Annotated in this window: 16 protein-coding genes and 1 pseudogene; 11 read left to right on the top strand and 6 right to left on the bottom strand. The window is 55.6% G+C overall.

Features of this window, described 5'->3' with window-relative positions:
- Positions 1–63: 63 nt before the first annotated feature.
- Positions 64–390: a DUF7693 family protein gene (locus tag BM395_RS03215; protein ID WP_244528917.1), complete on the bottom strand. Its 327-nt coding sequence runs from the start codon at positions 388–390 to the stop codon at positions 64–66.
- Between the two features lie 142 nt (positions 391–532).
- On the opposite strand from BM395_RS03215, the gene BM395_RS03210 reads away from it, so the two are divergent.
- From BM395_RS03210 to BM395_RS03160, 11 genes are all read left to right on the top strand, one after another.
- Entirely contained in the window at positions 533–988 is a 456-nt protein-coding gene (locus tag BM395_RS03210) for a DUF411 domain-containing protein (protein WP_090508864.1), read from the top strand.
- Between the two features lie 67 nt (positions 989–1,055).
- A complete protein-coding gene (locus BM395_RS03205; protein WP_090508863.1) occupies positions 1,056–2,006 on the top strand; it encodes a GlxA family transcriptional regulator in 951 nt (316 codons plus the stop codon).
- A 170-nt stretch (positions 2,007–2,176) separates the two neighbouring features.
- Positions 2,177–3,622 carry an ATP-binding protein gene (locus BM395_RS03200; RefSeq protein ID WP_170860538.1) on the top strand — a complete coding sequence of 482 codons (1,446 nt, stop codon included), beginning with the start codon at positions 2,177–2,179 and terminating at the stop codon, positions 3,620–3,622.
- A gap of 367 nt (positions 3,623–3,989) precedes the next feature.
- Positions 3,990–5,006, top strand: a complete 1,017-nt coding sequence (locus tag BM395_RS03195; protein ID WP_090508861.1) for an alpha/beta hydrolase — start codon at positions 3,990–3,992, stop codon at positions 5,004–5,006.
- Positions 5,007–5,045: 39 nt separating this feature from the next.
- Entirely contained in the window at positions 5,046–5,699 is a 654-nt protein-coding gene (locus BM395_RS03190; protein ID WP_090508860.1) for a hydrolase, read from the top strand.
- 55 nt (positions 5,700–5,754) lie between these two features.
- Complete coding sequence (locus tag BM395_RS03185) at positions 5,755–6,168, top strand: DoxX family protein (RefSeq protein WP_090509205.1); 414 nt, start codon at positions 5,755–5,757, stop codon at positions 6,166–6,168.
- A 26-nt stretch (positions 6,169–6,194) separates the two neighbouring features.
- Complete coding sequence (locus BM395_RS03180; protein ID WP_090508859.1) at positions 6,195–6,734, top strand: putative antibiotic biosynthesis monooxygenase; 540 nt, start codon at positions 6,195–6,197, stop codon at positions 6,732–6,734.
- A 135-nt stretch (positions 6,735–6,869) separates the two neighbouring features.
- Positions 6,870–8,708 carry an amidohydrolase gene (locus BM395_RS03175; RefSeq protein WP_090508858.1) on the top strand — a complete coding sequence of 613 codons (1,839 nt, stop codon included), beginning with the start codon at positions 6,870–6,872 and terminating at the stop codon, positions 8,706–8,708.
- Positions 8,709–8,718: 10 nt separating this feature from the next.
- The gene (locus BM395_RS03170; RefSeq protein WP_090508857.1) at positions 8,719–10,299 is read left to right on the top strand and encodes an MFS transporter; all 1,581 of its coding nucleotides are present in this window, start codon (positions 8,719–8,721) and stop codon (positions 10,297–10,299) included.
- An 89-nt stretch (positions 10,300–10,388) separates the two neighbouring features.
- On the top strand, positions 10,389–11,015 hold the full coding sequence (ycaC, locus tag BM395_RS03165) for an isochorismate family cysteine hydrolase YcaC (RefSeq protein ID WP_090508856.1): 627 nt from the start codon (positions 10,389–10,391) through the stop codon (positions 11,013–11,015).
- Between the two features lie 85 nt (positions 11,016–11,100).
- Positions 11,101–12,003 carry a LysR family transcriptional regulator gene (locus BM395_RS03160; RefSeq protein WP_090508855.1) on the top strand — a complete coding sequence of 301 codons (903 nt, stop codon included), beginning with the start codon at positions 11,101–11,103 and terminating at the stop codon, positions 12,001–12,003.
- Between the two features lie 114 nt (positions 12,004–12,117).
- Here BM395_RS03160 and BM395_RS03155 read toward each other — a convergent pair.
- The 5 genes and pseudogenes from BM395_RS03155 to BM395_RS03130 all read right to left on the bottom strand — a co-directional run.
- A pseudogene (locus tag BM395_RS03155) lies at positions 12,118–13,011 on the bottom strand (OprD family outer membrane porin); the annotation flags it as partial.
- Positions 13,012–13,471: 460 nt separating this feature from the next.
- Positions 13,472–14,206, bottom strand: a complete 735-nt coding sequence (locus tag BM395_RS03150; RefSeq protein WP_090508853.1) for a ribonuclease activity regulator RraA — start codon at positions 14,204–14,206, stop codon at positions 13,472–13,474.
- Between the two features lie 281 nt (positions 14,207–14,487).
- Positions 14,488–15,513 (bottom strand): sugar kinase, encoded by a 1,026-nt coding sequence (locus BM395_RS03145; protein WP_090508852.1) that lies wholly within the window; start codon positions 15,511–15,513, stop codon positions 14,488–14,490.
- Between the two features lie 1,102 nt (positions 15,514–16,615).
- On the bottom strand, positions 16,616–18,196 hold the full coding sequence (locus BM395_RS03135) for an aldehyde dehydrogenase (NADP(+)) (protein WP_090508850.1): 1,581 nt from the start codon (positions 18,194–18,196) through the stop codon (positions 16,616–16,618).
- Between the two features lie 84 nt (positions 18,197–18,280).
- Positions 18,281–19,057: an SDR family NAD(P)-dependent oxidoreductase gene (locus tag BM395_RS03130; RefSeq protein WP_090508849.1), complete on the bottom strand. Its 777-nt coding sequence runs from the start codon at positions 19,055–19,057 to the stop codon at positions 18,281–18,283.
- Positions 19,058–19,446 lie beyond the last annotated feature (389 nt).

Genomic DNA, 19,446 nt, shown 5'->3' with positions numbered 1-19,446 from the left:
CACATGATCGTGCGGATTATACGGCTAACCGGGAACAGGGTTTGTGCTGCCGGGCGAGGCGCGTTAAAGCGTTGAGTCAGGCGTGAGCAGTCGCTCCAGCTGGGTGCGCTCCCAAACGCTGAGAAACTCGAGCGGATCAGTGCCGTGGCGCTGCCAGCTTTCAAGTGAGGCGTGGCGCCCATCGGCGGCTGTGCAGTGCTGGCAGTGGACGAGATGCCCGGCATCGACCAGCAACTTCAACTGCCAGCTATCGATCTCGACGGTAGCGAGTTGCTGGCTTGAGTCGCTCTGCGGTTCGCGCTTAATCAGACGCCAATCGCGGCTACCAATCGCGGCGTCTTTAAGCAGCTGATAAACCTCGCGGGCATTTATCGGCATGGGATTATTCACAGCAGTCTTCCTGAACGATTTACTCGGCTAAGCTTGTGATTTCATGATGCCTGCAAGGTTTTTTCAGGCTGTTTTTCTGCATGATAGCGGCGCGCTGTTCATTAGACTCTTTAATCTTGGACCCGTGGTCAGGAGCATCAGCATGCAAGCAAAACGTAAAGGCGCACGCGCATTGTTATTGGCGACGATGCTGGTGTCATCCATCGTTCAGGCCAGCGAGGCGTTGACCATTGATGTACACCGCGACGCCAACTGCGGTTGCTGTAAAAAATGGATCGAACACCTTGAGTCCAACGGTATCACCGTGGTCGATCACATCGAGCCAGACATGAGTGCCGTCAAACAACAACTTGGCGTTCCGCCGCGCCTTTCGGCCTGCCACACCGGCGTTATCAACGGCAAGTTTGTAGAAGGCCATGTGCCCGCGCAACAGGTCATCGATTTGGCCAAACGCACCGATCTGGTTGGCATCGCGGTTCCGGGCATGCCGGCAGGATCACCGGGCATGGAGATGGGCGACGTACAGCAGGCTTATCAGGTCATTGGCCTGACGCAGGACGGGGCAGAGCAAGTAGTTGCCGATTATCCCGCGCGTTGATTGCACAGGGGCGAGACGATTGAACAATCAATTGGGCACGTCTGTTTAGAGAATTTAAGGCCGTAAAATGAAGACAATCGCTGTGGTGTTATTTCAAGATCTGCTGCTGCTCGATGTTTCCGGGCCGGTTGAGGTCTTCTCGATTGCCAATCGCTACCTTGAACCAGACTGTCAATATCAGATAACCACTATCGGGTCGGACGGTTTGTCGGTACGTGCTTCAAACGGCATGATGCTGGCTGCGGATATGTCGATTGAGCAAGTATCCGGGTCATTTGATGTCTTATTGGTACCGGGCGGTCCCGGCGCTTATAACCGACATGATCCAGCCCTTGATTGCTGGTTAAACAAAATGACTAGTCAGGTCGGGCGTTTGGTTTCGATTTGCACTGGCGCTTTCGTTATTGGCAAGGCAGGGCTACTCGACGGACGGCAAGTGACGACGCATTGGAACTATACCGAGCGACTGGCAAAACAATTTCCCCGCGCCCAAGTTGAAACAGACCGCATATTCATTCGCGACGGTAATTTGTATACCTCTGGCGGGGTTACCTCGGGGATCGATTTGGCGCTGTCGATCGTAGAGGAAGATCACGGCAAGGCCATTGCGCTTGCGGTGGCCAAAGTCCTGTTGGTGGTTATGACCCGGCAGGGCGGACAAATGCAGTTCAGTCCTCTGGTCGCCGATGTTGCGAAAGACGATACCCCGGTGTTCAGAGTCCGCAATTACGTGCTGGAGAATTTGGCCGAGGATTTGAACGTTGAGCGCATGGCCAGTTTAGCCTCGATGAGCGCACGCCATTTCACGCGGCTGTTCAGTCGGGAGCTGAATATGACGCCCATGGAGTTCGTTCAGAGTGCACGCATCGACAGTGCACGAAGACTCCTGGAAACCAGTGACTTGCCTTTAAAAACAGTGGCTTACCGAAGTGGTTTTGGCAGCGCCAGGCGGATGCGCCACCTTTTTGTTGAGCGTTTGGGATTGCCGCCCAGCCAGTATCGTCGGCAGTTTTCTTAGTACGTCCGTATCAGACGCATCGTTGGCCGTATTGGGCCCCTATTGATCCATCCATGTCGCAGATTGTCTGCCAAGCTTTAGGCTGACACTGCTGATGGAGGAGTGCTGAGCACGTATCGACGTCGTGGCGATGGCGCTTGAAATATATGGATCACCCAAAGGGGCTGTGCATGGAAGGAGTACTGCGATTCAGTTCGTTCAGCTTCCATGTGCACAAGAGAATCATCTTCAAAGGCGATTGTCCGCTTCGGATCGGAAGCAAGGCGCTCGACATTCTGCATCTACTCCTTGAGCACGCAGGAGATATTGTCAGCAAGGAGTCAATAATCGCTCACGTCTGGCCTTCGACTGTTGTGGAAGAGTCAAACATGCGCGTGCACATTGCCGCCTTGCGCCGCGCGTTGGGTGACGGCGTAAATGGCCAGCGATTTATCATTAATGTTCCCCTGCGTGGATACAGTTTTGTCGCCCAAGTTGAGGCTTCAGCTGATGGCCAGGCGGTCACTGAGTTATTTCAGTCGCCTCTTCTGAAACTCCCTGCACGCTTGTTTCAAATCAGAGGCCGCGACGCAATTATCGACCGGATGGTGCGGCTCATGCCGGGGCGGCGCTTAACAACGGTGGTCGGTGCCGGCGGAATTGGCAAGACTACAGTGGCCGTTCGGGCCGCCGAGTTGTTGCAGGATTACTACACGGATGGAGTGATCTTCGTTGATCTTGCCGAAATTGATGACCCAGCGCTGGTATGCGCCCAGGTGTCTTTGGCATTGGGGCTGAGCAGCGAGCTGCCAGAACCTCTCTGCCGCTATCTTGCTGATCGTCATTTACTGCTGCTAATGGATAACTGCGAACACGTTATCGATGCCTGCGCCGAACTGGTGGAGACGTTGCTCAAAAGTGCCCCTCGACTGTCGGTTCTTGCAACCAGCCGTGAGCCGCTTTTGGTCAGTCTTGAATGCGTACAGCGTTTGCCTGCATTGAACATCCCAGACAGCGCCCTTTATCTGAGTTGCGACAGTGCGCTTGGCTATTCAGCGGTTCAGCTGTTTGTCAGTCGCTTGGTTGCGCATCAGGAGGGATACAGATTCCGCGACTGTGATGTGCCGGTGGTTGTCGATATTTGCCGTCGGCTGGAAGGCATACCTCTGGCGATTGAGCTCGCAGCATCTTATGTCAATGTGTTCGGTTTAAAGGGGCTGCTTGCGCAGTTGGACAGTTGTTTCTGGTTGTCGATGCAGGGCGCACGCACGGCCTTGCCTCGCCATCATTCGCTGCGCGCTTCGCTGGAGTGGAGTTATCGGTTGCTGACGCCAATCGAGCAGATCATTTTCCAGCGTTTTGCAACCTTCGAGGAGGCCGTCACGCTTGAGCAGGCGATTGCCTTGATTGGTTGCAAGTCAGTCACTGAGGCGGCCATTTTTGACGCCGTGGTGCAACTGGCTGCCAAGTCTTTACTGACCATCGAGATGGGTAAAGAGGTGGTGCATTATCGCCTGCTTAATTTCACCCGCGTTTATGCTTTGGAAAAGCTCAGCGAAAGTGCTGATTTTCGGATAAACAACAAACGTTACGCCCATCGCCAGCCCTCACACGCCGCCAAAAAATACGCGCTGTAATAACGCTGACCGCCGCTGTCAGCGCTTATAGCCAGTGAATATGCCTGCGTTATATCCCTTCTCTTGAGTCATTCGCGGCTTCCCGGCACCGATTGATTTGGTCTGTTTCCCTGTGTTGTTAAACCCATCCTCAACAGCGCCATCCGCGGGTGGGCGCCACTTTCTGTGGGTGTAAACAACTGCTTTGCAGGGTGCATGTATAGCGTTCATTAACAGCTGTTAAGCAGCGCCTAATGACAATTAACAACCCTTAACTGGTCAATTTTTCTCTGCGCTTTGAAGATGATTTCTCGCATGCAGTCGCGAGTCCCAGAAAGCCCCCGCAGGGCGTTTCGGTATTCATTAACCTCAGTTCGAGAGAAAAGTCATGGCCATGCAAAAGTATTTATCAACCGTTGCAATGAGTGTCTCGGCGAGCGCTGCGCTTGCTGCCGGAAGCCCGGGAGTCGAACAGGATACCCAGGCATTTTTGGAGGCCCTTGCTGCAGGTGGAGGCAAGCCCCTTGAGCAGATGACGCCCAAAGAGGCGCGAGCAGTTCTGGTGGGCGCGCAAGCGTCGGTAAAGGTCGATTTGTCGGGAACACAAGTCGAAGACAAAACCATTGAAGTAGATGGCAAGCCGCTGAAACTGGTCATTGTGCGCCCGGCGGGTGCCAACGCAACGCTACCGGTATTCATGTTCTTCCACGGCGGCGGCTGGGTACTGGGTGACTATCCAACCCATGAGCGGCTTATTCATGATCTGGTGGTGAACTCGGGCGCTGTGGCGGTGTATGTCGATTACACCCCGTCCCCGGAGGCGCATTACCCAACCGCGATCAATCAGGCATACGCAGCGACTCAATGGGTCGCCGAGCACGGCAAGGAGATTGGCGTGGATGCCTCGCGGCTTGCGGTTGCGGGCAATAGTGTCGGCGGCAACATGGCCGCGGTTGTCAGCCTCATGGCCAAGGACAAGGGCACGCCCACCATCAAGTTCCAGGCGCTGCTCTGGCCTGTCACCGATGCCAATCTGGAAACAGCCTCATACAACCAGTTTGCCCAGGGGCATTTCCTTACCAAGCCACTGATGAAGTGGTTCTGGGACAACTACACCACGGACGATAAGCAGCGTTCAGATCTGTACGCCTCTCCGCTGCGTGCGAACAGTGAACAACTCAAGGGACTCCCGCCTGCACTGATTCAGACCGCCGAGTTCGATGTGCTGCGTGATGAGGGTGAAGCCTATGCACGCAAGCTTGATGCCGCCGGGGTGGACGTCACTGCAACTCGTTACAACGGCATGATCCACGATTTTGGTTTGCTCAATCCGCTGGCGCATATAAGTGGTGCGCAGTCGGCAATGCTGCAAGCAGGTGCGGAGCTGAAGAAGCACCTGAAATAAGCCCCATTACTCCCGTTAAACCACCCAGAGGACACCATCATGGCGACTGCTAAAGCTGCACCCGGCAAGACACTTTTGAACCCTAATGATCACACCCTGATCATGATTGATCATCAATCACAGATGTCGTTTGCGACCAAGTCGATTGATGCCGTGACCCTGCGCAATAACGCCGCATTGGTGGCTAAAGCCGCCAAGGAATTCGGGGTTTCAACCATTCTTACAACGGTTGCCGAGAAGAGCTTCTCTGGTCCGATTTTCAACGAGATCAAGTCGGTTTTTCCCGACTACAACGTCATCGACCGTACCAGTATGAACACCTGGGAAGACGAGCGTATCTCGGTTGAGGTCAACGCCGCCGGCAAACAGAAAATTGTCCTGGCGGGTTTGTGGACCTCTGTGTGCATCGTGGGTCCTGCGCTCTCGGCGATTGATCAAGGTTTCGATGTTTATGTCATCGCCGATGCCTGCGGAGACGTGTCCGATGAAGCCCATCAAATGGCGATGCAGCGCATGATCCAGATCGGCGCACGGCCCATGACCGCTCTGCAGTATTTGCTGGAGTTGCAACGCGACTGGGCACGCGGTGAAACCTACGATCAAACGGTTAAAACCTCGATCGAGCATGGCGGTGCGTATGGCCTTGGCCTGATTTACGCCAAGACCATGTTCAATGCGTCTGAGGGTCACTAAGGCTTTGGCGCCGCGCCAAGGTGCGCTCAATTCAACACTGCATCGGGTTATTCACATGCGAAATTCGGCTGTTGACTGGGCGCTCTTATGGCTCAGGGCGAGTGCTTCGATCCTGCTGCTGCAAGTGCACGGCTTACCCAAGTTGCTGCACTTCAGCCAGCAGGCAGAAGTAATCGAAGATCCCTTTGGTCTGGGCGGTGCCTTGACCGTCAGCTTGGCGATATTTGCCGAGGTGCTGTGTCCGCTGCTGATTGTGCTCGGTTTGTTTACCCGGCTGGCCTGTTTGCCGGTGGTGTTCCTGCTGGTGGTCTCTGTGTTTTTGGTGCATCCGCAGTGGAGTTTTGAGCAAGCGCAGTTTGCCTGGTTGTTGTTAATCATCTTCAGCACTTTGGCGATCACCGGTGGCGGCAGTCTTGCGCTCGGCCCCAGAGTTTTTGAACCGGGCAGCCCTTTGGCGTCGATCAACTAGCGTATTTGAAGATTCTGGGAGATGCGATGGACGAGCCCGAAATAGTCACTCTGATCGTGCGTCACCGGGTTAAGGCCGGACAGCAGCCCGCTTATGAGAAATGGTTGCGGCGCACGACTCAGATTGCCAGCACCTACCCAGGGCACTTGGGGGTCAATGTGATCAGGGATGCTGACCGGTTTGTTTGCGTACTGCGTTTTGTCGGCACCGGGGAGTTGCAGTGCTGGCTGGATTCCAGTGAACGGCGGCATTTGATCGAGGAAGTGCAGCCGTTGCTGGCGGATGGCGACCAGATTCAGGTCGAAGCCAATCGCGAGTTCTGGTTTACCCCAACGGCGAACGAGCCGCCGGCACGCTGGAAACAAGCCTGTATTACCTTTTTGGTGATCTTGCCCTTGAGCCTGGTGGTGCCTTTGTTGTGGCAACCGCTCTTTGCCAGATTGCCCCTGCTCGGTGGGTATTTTCTCAGCAATGCCCTGATCACCCTGAGCATTGTGCTTCTGGTTGTTTATTTGTTCATGCCGCGGGTGACAGCGTTATTTGCCAATTGGCTCAAGCCACGCTGAGTAAGCCACGCGTTTTAGTCGGCGAGTGTGAGTACGCCCGTCATCAGCTTGTTGCCGGCGATACCTGAAAGACCATGCCTGTTTAGTTCAACGACGGGCGCAGGTGTATTGCCAGACACATTTAAGGAGATAGTCATGAGCGCCGATCTGATTCTTTTCAATGGCCGTTTGCATACCGTGGACCGCGACAACCCGCATGCGACGGCTGTTGCCATCAAGGATGGTCGTTTTGTTGCAGTGGGCAGCGACGCCGACGCGATGAGCATGCGCGGCAGTTCCACGCAGTTGATCGACCTGCAGCGACGTACGGTTGTACCCGGCCTCAATGACTCGCACTTGCACCTGATTCGTGGCGGCCTCAACTACAACCTTGAACTGCGCTGGGAAGGCGTGCCGTCTCTGGCTGACGCCTTGCGGATGCTCAAGGCGCAAGCCGATGTGACACCTGCCCCGCAGTGGGTGAGAGTGGTGGGTGGCTGGAACGAATTCCAGTTTGCCGAGAAGCGCATGCCGAGCCTTGATGAACTTAATCAGGCGGCGCCCGACACCCCGGTCTTTGTGCTGCATCTTTACGACCGCGCCTTGCTCAATCGCGCTGCTCTGCGCGTGGTGGGCTACGACCGCAACACCCCCAATCCGCCAGGCGGCGAAATTCAGCGCGATGCCAATGGTGAGCCAACCGGCATGTTGGTGGCCAAGCCGAATGCGATGATTCTTTACTCAACCCTGGCCAAGGGACCAAAGCTGCCGCTTGAGTATCAGGTGAACTCAACCCGCCAATTCATGCGTGAGTTGAACCGGCTTGGGGTTACCAGCGCTATTGATGCTGGCGGTGGTTTTCAGAACTATCCCGATGACTATGCGGTTATTGAAGAGCTGGCCAAAGCTAATCAGCTGACCGTGCGTATTGCTTACAACTTGTTTACCCAACGGCCCAAGGAAGAGCTGGAGGACTTCAAGAGCTGGACCGGTTCGGTAAAGCTGCATCAGGGCGATGATTTTCTCCGGCACAACGGTGCAGGGGAGATGCTGGTGTTCTCTGCGGCTGACTTTGAAGACTTTGTCGAGCCGCGCCCGGATCTTGCTGCAAATATGGAAGATGAGCTGGAGCCTGTTGTGCACCACCTGGTCGAACACCGCTGGCCGTTCCGGCTGCATGCAACCTATGACGAATCTATTTCGCGGATGCTCGATGTGTTCGAGAAAGTTGACCGAGATATTCCGTTCAATGGACTGCCGTGGTTTTTCGATCACGCAGAAACCATTACCCCACGCAATATCGAGCGTGTGCGCGCGCTGGGTGGCGGTATCGCGATTCAGGACCGAATGGCGTTTCAGGGCGAGTATTTTGTCGATCGTTATGGCAAACAGGCGGCTGAACAAACACCGCCCATTCAGCGCATGCTTGCTGAGGGTGTGCCGGTTGGCGCCGGTACTGATGCCACGCGAGTCTCCAGTTACAACCCGTGGACCTCGCTCTACTGGCTGGTGAGTGGCAAGACTGTCGGGGGGATGGCGCTTTATCCTCAAGGCCTTTCACGTGAAACCGCGCTGCAGCTATTCACCCATGGCAGCGCCTGGTTTTCGTCAGAGCAGGGCAAGAAGGGACAGATCAAGGTTGGCCAGCTGGCGGACATGATTGCCCTGTCGGCTGACTACTTCACGGTCGAGGACGAGGCCGTTAAGTGGATCGAGTCGGTGCTGACAGTGGTGGGTGGCAAGGTGGTTTACGGCGCAGATGAGTTCGACAGGTTGTCGCCGCCGTCAGTCCCCGTCATGCCGGACTGGTCACCCGTGGTCAATGTTCCGGGGCATTGGCGCCCATCGGCCCCGCAGGCATTGCAGGTTCATCAATGTGCAGGCGCTTGTGGTGTGCATGCGCACAGCCACGAGAAGGCGCGTCTGTCCACAGTCCCTGTAAGTGATTTTCAGGGGTTCTGGGGTGCATTCGGCTGCTCCTGTTTTGCCTTCTGAGGTGCGTAGCATGGCGCAGTCATCGGCTTGGAGCCCGCTCGGTTACAAAACCTTTCGCTGGCTGTGGCTGGCCAGCATCGCCTCCAATATTGGCACCTGGATGCATGAGGTTGGGGCGGGCTGGTTGATGACCTCGCTATCAGCCAGCCCGCTGAATGTGGCGCTGGTGCAGGTTGCCGGCAGCGCCCCGATGTTCTTCCTGGCGCTGCCAGCGGGAGCCATGGCCGACATTGTTGACCGACGCCGTTACTTACTGACGGTGCAGGTGTGGATGGCCGGGGTCGCAATGGCTTTGGCGCTGCTGACCTTGAGTGGCCAGATGACCGTCACGCTGCTGCTGGTGCTGACATTGTGCATGGGCATCGGCACCGCGTTGATGATGCCAGCATGGTCGGCACTGACACCGGAGTTGGTCGATAAGGCCGATTTGCCCGCGGCGATTGCGTTGTCGAGTGTCGGGGTCAATGTCGCCAGGGCAATTGGCCCTGCCATCGCAGGTGTGCTGGTTAGCATGAGCGGGCCGTGGGCAACATTCGCGCTTAACTCATTGTCATTCTTCGCGGTAATTGCCGTGCTGCTGTTCTGGCGCCGCGAGGTGACACCCGCAGTACTCCCGGCGGAACGGCTATGGGGCGCGATCCGTGCGGGTTGGCGCTACAGCCGGGCTTCGAAGTCGTTACAGGCAGTTCTGGTACGCGCCTTTGCGTTCTTTCTGGGGGCCAGCGGCGGTATGTCGTTGCTCCCGCTGATCGTGCGCCAGGAATTGCATGGCAGCGCCGCAGATTTCGGCCTGCTGCTTGGCAGTGTTGGCGTGGGGGCTGTTACAGGCGCAACACTTTTGCCGAAGGTGCGCGAGAAGATAAGCGCCGACTGGCTGGTTGTGGGCGCCAGTGTGCTCTATGCGCTGGTAATTCTTGCCCTGGCTTTTGTGCGCGATTTTCGGTTGCTGCTGCCCGTTATGTTTATCAGTGGAGCCGCTTGGATTGCCGTGCTGTCGTCTTTGCAGGTGGCGGCGCAAACAGCGGTTCCGAGCTGGGTACGCGCCCGCGCCTTATCCGTATATATCCTGGTGTTCTTCGGCAGCATGGCCAGCGGAGGCTTGTTGTGGGGCTATGTCGCCAGTCAAAGCTCGATTGTTTATGCGCTCTGTCTTGCCGCCATTGCATTGCTGTTGGGGATTTGCATGACGGCCTATTTCAAGCTGCCAGTCACCGAAGCGGAAGACTTAGCGCCTTCGTTGCATTGGCCGGTGCCCGTTCTGCTGGACGGACAAAGCCCGGATCAGGGGCCGGTCATGGTCACAGTTGAATACCAGATCGCAGCCGATGACTGGCCTGCATTTCAGCAGGCCATGAACGAGGTTCGGCGAATGCGTCGGCGCAATGGCGCGTTCTCGTGGGGGCTGGTGCAAGACACCGAGAACAGACAGCGCTGGCTGGAAGTCTTCTATGACGAGTCGTGGCTTGAGCACTTGCGCCACCACAACCGGGTGACACGGGCCGAGCAGCGAATAGAGGCTCAGGCCAGGCGATTGCAGATTGCTGGTGTCCCCGTGCAAGTCCGCCACTTGCTGGCAGGGCAGACGTTATAAACCTGAGGTTTTGCGTAACTGGCTGCTTTCTACCGAGCTGGAACGAGCGCCAGTAGATTCAATCACATCCAGCCACCAAGGAGTCACCTATGAGTACTGTAAAGACCTATTCGCGTCTGAATAAAGATGATGCTGTTGTGCTGTTGGTCGACCACCAGACCGGCTTGATTTCTCTGGTTCAGGACTTCACACCCAACGAGTTCAAGAACAATGTGCTGGCGCTTGCCGATCTGGCCAAGTTCTTCGAGTTGCCGACCATTCTCACCACAAGCTTTGAGCAGGGGCCGAACGGGCCGATTGTTCCTGAGCTTAAAGCCATGTTTCCGGACGCGCCTTATATCGCTCGCCCGGGGCAGATCAATGCGTGGGATAACGAAGACTTTGTTAAGGCCATCAAGGCCACGGGCCGCAAACAATTGATTATTGCCGGGGTGGTCACCGACGTTTGTGTCGCGTTTCCTACGTTGTCGGCATTGGCTGAAGGCTTTGAAGTGTTTGTGGTGACCGATGCTTCCGGCACGTTCAATGAAACCGTTCAGCAAGCCGCCTGGAACCGCATGACTGTGGCAGGTGCGCAAATGATGAACTGGTTTGCCGTGGCCTGCGAGCTTCACCGTGACTGGCGCAATGACATCGAAGGCTTGGGCAATCTGCTGTCTGAGCGTATCCCCAACTACCGCAACCTGATGAATAGCTATGCGGCGTTAACGCGCTGAAATAGCGGCGCCGGCCTTCGGGTCGGCGCCATGTCGTTTAGCTGTATCCACGGTTGCAGTTTTTTCGGTTGCGGAGATTTATGCGATGAATCGCAATGATATGCGCAAGGTGGATCTTCACCTGTTAATCATCTTTGAAGTGCTGATGCTTGAGCGCAATCTGACCCGCACGGCCGAGAAGCTGTTTCTCGGACAGCCGGCAATAAGTAATGCACTGCTCCGCCTCAGGGATTTCTTCAATGATCAATTACTTATCCGTACCGGCCGCACAATGGAGCCGACTAAGCGTGCGCTGGAAATATTTGAGCAATTGCGTCCCGCTCTGGACTCGATGTCCAACGCGCTGAGTTATGCGCAGGAGTTCGACCCAGCCAGCAGCAAGCTGACTTTGCGCATTGGCCTTTCGGATGACGTTGAGTGCGGGCTGTTGCCGCCGCTACTCAACAACCTCCGGCAGGAAGCGCCCAACCTTGTTGTGGTCATTCGGCGGACAAACTTTTTGTTGATGCCCGGGCAATTAGAGTCGGGTGAGATTTCAGTGGGTGTCAGCTACGTGATGAACCTGCCGGCTAACGCAAAATGCCGAACATTGCGCTCAATCAACACCATGGTCCTGCGTGCAGATGACCGGCCAGGCCCGCTGACATTAGAGGAATACTGCTGCAGGCCGCATGCACTTGTGTCGTTTTCTGGTGACTTGTGCGGCAATATCGACCGCGACTTCGCGCGTATCGGCCGGGCCCGTAATGTGGTGCTGGCAGTGCCACAATTTAATGGCTTGCGCTCGTTGCTCGCCGGTTCCGAACTGCTCGCGACCGTGCCTGACTATGCCGCTGCCGAACTGGTTGCAGGCGGCGGTTTACGTGCTGAGCCGCCGCCATTTGAAATTGCCCAGTCGAAGCTGTCGATGGCCTGGAGCAGCGCTCAAGATAACGACTGCGCCGAGCGTTGGCTGCGGGCAAAAATTGTTGAATTTATGGGTGAGTGATGCTGACTGAAACCAAGTATTTTCAGCATCTGAGTCAACCCATTAATCGCTAAGTAATCAGTGGGCTTGAACGCTCAGGTGCTGTGGCCGTAGCAGTGGCCATTTTAACTAATTGACCCAACCGCTGTCACCGCTGACTTCTTGCAAGCCAATAAAGAACGCATGGTTGCCAGTTTTGGCAGAGAGCAGGCCGGAGTAGGTTTGGTTGTCCAGCGCACCAGCCAGTGCACTGCCATCGTCTTCGCCGTTGAAGTAGCCGAGGTTGGCGCCAAGCACCCAATCGCCAACAGGTTCGCTGTGAACCAGGTTGTAATACTGTTGGTTGTAGACATCTTCCAGTTGGGCGTACCAAGCGCCTACCAGTGTGCGCTTGTCGTTGAATGAGTATTCACCACCTGCAAAATTGAATCGATCTGAGCTGCCGTTCTTGTAGCTCATGTCTTCCATGCTGGCATCATTTCGGGGGCTGTTAGCGCGAAATTGGCCGCCGTAAAGCGTCAAGTCCGTGATCTCTGCAGATGTAAGTTGGCCGCCCTGGAATGTTTGCGGCAGGGAGCGGCCGTCATCCGAGCGCAGGATCGGCAACACAGGCATCCATTCGCCCACCTTCAATTCAGTTTTGGAGAGGCGTGCCTTACCCGCAACCCCAAGGCGGCCGAAGCTGTCGGCTGGTCGGCCATCGTCGTGTACGGGCAATAGTTGTGTGCCCCGCGAGCCGCGACCGCCATCAAGCTTGATCGCGCCGAGGCCCAGCACATCAACACCGAAACCTACGGTGCCCTGAGTGAAGCCTGAGCGGGCATCAATAATTAAACTTTGCGTCCACTCTTCTGCTTGCGACTGCGGGTAGGCCGGATTAGTGAAGTTGCGGTTGATGTAGTAGTTGCGCAGGCCCACGGTTACCTTTGCATCATCTGTAAAACCTTCAGCCTGGCTGGCAAGCGGCACCGTTAATGCCAGGCTGCTTGCGGCCAGAACCACCAGTGAGCGGGATGTTGTTTTTGTCATTATTGTATTGCTCCGATTTTTAAACAGGCGCCCCCGTCTCGCCATATTTGGCAAGATGAATAGGGGGTGCGTTGGGGTTGCCCTTACAGGGCGGCAGAAATGTCGGGTATCCGACAAGTTTTTAGCGCGACTTAACCCGGTGCTAGCTGAATGGGTAACCCTGAGCCGTTTGGCTCAAGTGAGTACAGGCACGTTTGATGAAGTAAAGTGCTGACCACATTTCTGCGGCTGAGCATCTCCATTCTGTGCAGCGGGCTGAGGCTGAAACGAGATGAGCGTTGAATAGAAATACGGTGAACGACAGGACACTTCATGTGCCCGATGGGGGCTGATGTATGTTTAGGTTTGGCGCTGGGTAGACGTCTGGCATGACGTGACAAAGGCGTTGCGGTAAACAGTGTCATGGTGAGGTTCACCTGTATTTTTATTATGTGTTTTCGGGTGCTGATTCAGCTTGTGATTAGCGGCTCTCTACATAACGCTTGTATTCCGCCTGGGCTTCTTCGCTTGGTGGATACAGCCCTATAACCGGAGTGCCGGTGCGTACTTTTTCAAGAACGTAATCTTCGAACGCTTCCATTCTCATGGCTTCTTCGGCGACGTCTTCTGCAATTTCCAGTGGAATAACAATGACGCCGTCATGGTCGCCGACCAACACGTCACCGGGGAAAACGGCAACACCGCCGCAACCGATTGGCACCTGAATATCCACACCATGGTGCTTGGTCAGGTTGGTTGGGGCGCTGGCCTTGGCGCAAAAAATCGGCATGCTCATGGTTGCCGCGTGCTCTGAATCGCGGATGCCGGCATCGGACACAAAGCCCGCGCACTTACGATAATCAAGGCGCGTCAGCAAAATGCTGCCTGCGCTGGCTGCTGTTGCATCCTGACGGCAGTCATTGACCAAGATCATCCCTTCGGGAACCGTTTCTACAGCGACTCGCTGTGGGTGTTTAGGGTCTTTGAAGGCTGCAACTGTATCGATGTCTTCGCGGGCCGGGATGTAACGCAGGGTGAATGCCTGGCCGACCATTTTCACAGCGCCCTGGTTAATTTTGCTTACGCCCTGAATGAAGGTGTTTCGCAGACCACGCTTGAACAGGATGGTGTGCAGCGACGCAGTGGACGCGCGCATCAAGCCTGCTTTGGCTGAACTGGATAAGGTTTTGCTTGGGGTGTGATCAGTTGCACTCATATCGGTTTCCATTGGAGGCAGTGGGTGTACTGGACAAACTATAAGTGCGAATTTTTAACAAATCAAACAAATATTTACATCTTTTCAGTGGCCTTGATTATGACGCCAACATTTCGCTGTTGAAGTGCTCTAGCCGAAGGAGAGGCCTGATTTATCTGGGGTTTTGCGTACGGCCGCTGTGAGTGTTTGATCGTGAATTCGGGGTGCAAGGTGCTGTCTGCATACATAAACAGCAGATTTGAGTTTATTTGTAATTATTATTGCTTGTTAGCGCTCTCGCTTTAGCATTTAGCTCTGTCTCTTTGCTGTGCATTGGCTGTATGTTCCAGCGTTTGCAGTATCTGGCGGGTTGGTAAACCTTCCATGTCGCCGGACACCTGAACGGCCTGAGCGCCGATCAAGTTGCCGCGCAGTAGGGCTCTCGCAGGCGACAATCCATCTAGCAGCGCGCTTATCACGCCCACGGCAAAGCCATCTCCAGCGCCGACAGTGTCGACCACGGTGTCGACTTCAATGCCAGGCATGACCGTGTCTGTCAGTGCGCCTTCAAGTACGCCGCGGTAAAAGCTGCCTTCACTCCCCAGCTTGATGATCACGGCTTTGCAGCCACGGTCCAGGTAGAAGTTGGCAATGTCTTCTGGTTTTTCGTAGCCGCTTAATAATTGGCCCTCTGCCAAGCCGGGCAGCACCCAATCCGCGTTGCTGGCGATTGCGTTTAGCGTGGTGCGCATATACGCCTCATTGCGCCAAAGGCTTGGGCGTAAATTAGGGTCGAAGGATATGCTCGCACCTGCCCGCCGTGCGTTTTCCTGCATGTGCTGAGTGAGCGCCAAGCATGAGTCGGAAAGCGCAGGGGGGATGCCCGTAACGTGCAAGTGGCGCAGTGATGTAAAGTCCAGATCCCGGGCATCGTCAGGGGAGAGCGCGCTGGCAGCGCTGCCTTTGCGGAAGTATTCAACGCTGGGGTCTGCCGCTCCCTCGGCTCGGGACTTGAACATTATCCCGGTCGCCAGGTTTGGGTCCGTGCGCATGTGTTGGCAATCCAGGCCTTCGTCCTCAAGGGTCTTGCGGATATAGCGACCCAAGCTGTCGCTGCCCACCCGGCTCAGCCAGCCCACGTGAAAGCCAAGCCTTGCCAGGCCGATGGCCACGTTGGTGTCGGCGCCTGCAATTCGGCGTTCGAAATGCTCGACTTCTGCAAGATCGCCCGTTGACTGTGCAATCAACAAGGCCATGGCCTCGCCAAAGGTGATGATTTCGGGGGCGTTAGGTTTTTTTCTGGTTATCGAGAACGCGGAGTTGTGCATGCTCAATTTCGTCCTTCAACAGGTTCTTGTTTTTCTATTGGGTTATTGAGCTTTTGCACAGCGAAGGCTCGTTAGCTCAGCCCTGTGAGTCAGAGCACGAAAGTATTTAATGTGCTCAGTCATACAATCACTCAGTGGGTTTGTACGCCTGAGTTGATCATTGTGCTGGGCTGAGGCATTGAGTGATTGCTCAATTGTTAGTGTTGAAACATGGCTTAGCTCAGGCAAGAGCTGGTGCAGTTGGCAGCACCCTACACTGGCTGTTTCGCTGCTCAGGGCTGTGCAGGTGTGCTCCAGATTTAGACAGGCTAACTGGCGGACATATCTGGCCAGGCGTTTCGCGGCAAGCAATGGGTCTACACCACACCAGTGCCAGTTAGCCGTGTTAAAGGCCATGCCGAGGGTAAAACCCATAGAGGCGGCGTCATTCAGGCAGTTTTGCAGCGGGTTGAGGCTGCCGCCACCCAGTGTTTTATCGTTCTCGAGCCATACCAGAGGCTGAGCAGGGCGGTTGAACTGTTTGAACAGTTGAGGCCAGCCTGCGGCCAGTTTTCCCGGGTAGTGGCCGAGTGAAAGTTTGATTGCCTGTGCGCCTAGTGCAGCGGCTTCAGCCAGGCGTGTGTTAAGGCTTGCTGAGATAAAGCCAGCATTCCACAGGGTGTCGTCCGCGTGATAGATAACCTGCAGCCCTGTGATCCTGCACGCCCGGCCCAGACCCTGAAACTCCCTGAATGTCTGCGGTAATGACTTTCGGCTTATTTCAACAGTTTCTACGCCGGCCGCTTTCAATTGTTGCAGCAACGCGAGTTGAATCTGCTGCGAGCGGGGCAGGGTGCCTAAGGCTGAGGTGCAGAAGGCGATGGATGTGCCTTGGTATGCACTATGCGGCTCAAGGCCGAGCCCGTTGCTGCTTGCTGCGAAGGCATCCAATGTGGGCTGTGCATGTGACATACGACGTCCAGCGATTGTCATGACCGCGCCCCTGCTTGATTCTGCGGATGGGGAATCTATGAGGGCTCGGGTTTCTCAGGTGTCTGAATCCTTAACGCAGCCGTTCACATGCAGCGACAGTGCACGTGAACGGCTGCGCCAAGACCTGTGTTTACTGCTGCCGCGCGCCATCGAGCAAGCGAGAGATGGACAGTGGGTTGTCGTCTCTGAGGGCTTCTGGCAGTAGTGCTTGCGGCAAATCCTGATAGCAAACGGGACGCAGGAATCGATAGATAGCCGCGCTGCCCACAGATGTACTCCGGCTGTCGGAGGTGGCGGGCCAAGGGCCGCCGTGAACCATCGCCTGACACACCTCAACCCCGGTAGGCCAAGCGTTAGCGAGAATTCTTCCGGCCTTTCGCTCAAGCGTCGGCAGCAATGCGCGCACCGCGCTGTGGTCGGCTTCGTCCATATGCAGAGTGGCCGTCAGCTGGCCTTCAAGGTGCTCGAGTACGGTCTGTAATTGGGCCATGTCGGCGCATTCGATAATCAGCGAGCACGAACCGAATACCTCAGCTTGCAGGCATTCATGGCTGATGAAGTCGGCAGCGCTCGCTCGAAACAGCGTGGTATGGCACGGGCTTGCAGAGTCTGTCGGCAGCTTGCTTGAGGCGATCTCGCTGACCTTGCCGCTTTCTTGCAGTTGCTTAAGTCCGTTGCTGTAGGCCTGGCAGAAGCCCGGGGTCAGCATGGTTTGCGGTGCGCTGTCTTTCACTACGCTGGCCGCCGATGCGATAAACCTCTCGAGAGGCTCACTCTTTACTGCAAGCACCAAGCCCGGGTTGGTGCAGAACTGGCCTGCGCCCATATTCAGCGAGGCTACAAACGCTTGCCCCAGTGCTTCTGCACGACCTTCCAATGCCGATGGCATGAGTACCACTGGATTGATACTGCTCATCTCGGCATAAACCGGGATGGGTTGTGGGCGGTTATTGGCCGTTTGCATCAGCGCGGTCCCGCCACTGCGTGAGCCGGTAAAGCCCACGGCTTGAATGCGCGGATCAGTAATCAATGCTTGGCCAAGGTCGTTACCGGCACCAAACAGCAGTGAGAACACGCCCTCCGGCAGTTCGCACAGGGCAACTGCACGTTGCACAGCGCGGCCAACCAGCTCCGAGGTTCCGGGGTGAGCGGAGTGCGCTTTGACAATGACCGGGCAGCCAGCAGCCAGTGCTGATGCGGTATCTCCGCCGGCCACCGAGAAGGCTAATGGAAAGTTGCTGGCGCCGAAAACAGCGACTGGGCCGAGTGCAATTTGGCGCTGGCGCAAGTCTGCCCGTGGCAGAGGGCTGCGTTCCGGTTGTGCCGGGTCAATTCGTACATCAAGCCATTCGCCTGCGCGGACAACACTGGCAAACAAGCGCAGTTGGCCACACGTGCGACCCCGCTCACCTTCAAGTCGGGCGCGGGGCAGACCTGTCTCTAGCATGGCGCGCTCGATCAGTGCGTCGCCAATGGCTTCGATCTGTTGTGCAATGGTTTCAAGGAAATCAGCGCGTGCACTCAGCGTTGTCTCGCGATACGCATCAAACGCTGACCAAGCCAGCTGACAGGCTTGTTCTACTTCGTGAGCGGCGCCACTGGCGTAGCCGGGTTCCAGGCGCTGTCCAGTGGCAGGGTTCACTGCGTGAATCGGTTTACCAGACGCAGCAATGGACTGCTGGCCGATGAGCTGATGCCCTTGGAGATGCATATGAATGTCCTGATAATGAAGTGAGGCGCCCCGGCGAGTGTCCGGGGCGTGACAGCGCTTATTGGCTCTGTGAGCTTCGAGCGATTACGGACACATCTGCCCGCCGTTAACGTCAATCACTTGCCCTGTGATGTAGCCACTGGCCTGATGTGAAGCCAGGAACAGATACGTGGGGGCACATTCTTCTGAGGTGCCAAAGCGCGCCATTGGAATCGAATTGCGGATCTTTTCCTTAAGCTCAGGGCTTTTATCGTCATGGAACGCGGTGTCGATCGTGCCCGGGGCGACAACGTTGAAACGGATATTGCTGCTGGTGAATTCTTTCACCCAGTTGCGGTGCAGGTTATGAATCACAGCTTTCGAGCCGCCGTAAAGGCAAGCGCCCAGACCACCCCCTTCGCGGCCGGCAATTGAGCCGGTGCTGATAACCGCTGCGGTTGTGCCACTCGAGGCAGCAGAGGCTTTAAGGTGAGGGATCGCGTATTTGGTCGTCATGACTACCGAGCGGATGTTCAGATCAAAGACCAGGTCATAAGCTGCATCATCCAGACTTTCCAGACCGGCGCGAATCCCGAGGCCGCCAGCGTTATTAACCAGCACGTCCAGAGCGCCAAATTTTTCAACAAACGCACTTACTAGTGCAGCGCATTCGTCGCTGCGGCTTAGGTCGTGCTGGAAGTAGGCAAAAGTTGCGCCCAGGTGTTCAAATTGGGAAATCGCTTGTTCTGCATCCGCGTCCATCTGGTGGCTGTTAATGCCGACGATGGCGCCTTGTTTGGCAAATTCTAATGCTGCCGCCAGGCCAATGCCTTTGGTGGAGCCAGTGACCAGGACTTTCTTATTTTTCAGATCATTAAACATGCCGGTTTCCTGAGTGTTTGAAAGTGCATAACGCAAAGATTGAGCGCTGCAAATGTGTTGCGATTGCAGGGCGGGTCGGGCACAAGATAGCGCAGAGAAAGAGTCTAATCAAACAAATAATTACAACTGGTTGGTGTGTATTCTCATCTGTGATGAGGGGGGGATCGGCCGTTTTTCGACAGCCTGAAAACGGCAGGCAGATATCGCTATTCTATTTAAAATACATAAAAATCAACTATTTATGTGATTTGTGGTCTCTCTGTAGAGGTGATGTATTGGCTTCCAATAAACATCTATAAGTAGTGAGCGGTAGGCCTGTGTTCGGATTGCGGCTAAAAAAAGTAGAGTTGTAAATACTTGCAAAGTTTTTCGTCTGAGTTGAAACTGCT

It is taken from the genome of Pseudomonas marincola (assembly GCF_900116605.1).
Lineage (GTDB): Bacteria > Pseudomonadota > Gammaproteobacteria > Pseudomonadales > Pseudomonadaceae > Aquipseudomonas > Aquipseudomonas marincola.
This window is presented reverse-complemented; position numbering and strand designations above follow the sequence as displayed.

Bases quoted from the DNA above. Each gene is read 5' to 3' on its own strand.
- BM395_RS03190 (WP_090508860.1), top strand. From the start codon at position 5,046: ATGGCGACTGCTAAAGCTGCACCCGGCAAGACACTTTTGAACCCTAAT.
- BM395_RS03130 (WP_090508849.1), bottom strand. From the start codon at position 19,057: ATGTTTAATGATCTGAAAAATAAGAAAGTCCTGGTCACTGGCTCCACC.
- BM395_RS03180 (WP_090508859.1), top strand. From the start codon at position 6,195: ATGGACGAGCCCGAAATAGTCACTCTGATCGTGCGTCACCGGGTTAAG.
- ycaC (WP_090508856.1), top strand. From the start codon at position 10,389: ATGAGTACTGTAAAGACCTATTCGCGTCTGAATAAAGATGATGCTGTT.
- BM395_RS03160 (WP_090508855.1), top strand. From the start codon at position 11,101: ATGAATCGCAATGATATGCGCAAGGTGGATCTTCACCTGTTAATCATC.
- BM395_RS03205 (WP_090508863.1), top strand. From the start codon at position 1,056: ATGAAGACAATCGCTGTGGTGTTATTTCAAGATCTGCTGCTGCTCGAT.
- BM395_RS03150 (WP_090508853.1), bottom strand. From the start codon at position 14,206: ATGAGTGCAACTGATCACACCCCAAGCAAAACCTTATCCAGTTCAGCC.
- BM395_RS03145 (WP_090508852.1), bottom strand. From the start codon at position 15,513: ATGCACAACTCCGCGTTCTCGATAACCAGAAAAAAACCTAACGCCCCC.
- BM395_RS03200 (WP_170860538.1), top strand. From the start codon at position 2,177: ATGGAAGGAGTACTGCGATTCAGTTCGTTCAGCTTCCATGTGCACAAG.
- BM395_RS03170 (WP_090508857.1), top strand. From the start codon at position 8,719: ATGGCGCAGTCATCGGCTTGGAGCCCGCTCGGTTACAAAACCTTTCGC.
- BM395_RS03175 (WP_090508858.1), top strand. From the start codon at position 6,870: ATGAGCGCCGATCTGATTCTTTTCAATGGCCGTTTGCATACCGTGGAC.
- BM395_RS03135 (WP_090508850.1), bottom strand. From the start codon at position 18,196: ATGCATCTCCAAGGGCATCAGCTCATCGGCCAGCAGTCCATTGCTGCG.
- BM395_RS03210 (WP_090508864.1), top strand. From the start codon at position 533: ATGCAAGCAAAACGTAAAGGCGCACGCGCATTGTTATTGGCGACGATG.
- BM395_RS03185 (WP_090509205.1), top strand. From the start codon at position 5,755: ATGCGAAATTCGGCTGTTGACTGGGCGCTCTTATGGCTCAGGGCGAGT.
- BM395_RS03195 (WP_090508861.1), top strand. From the start codon at position 3,990: ATGGCCATGCAAAAGTATTTATCAACCGTTGCAATGAGTGTCTCGGCG.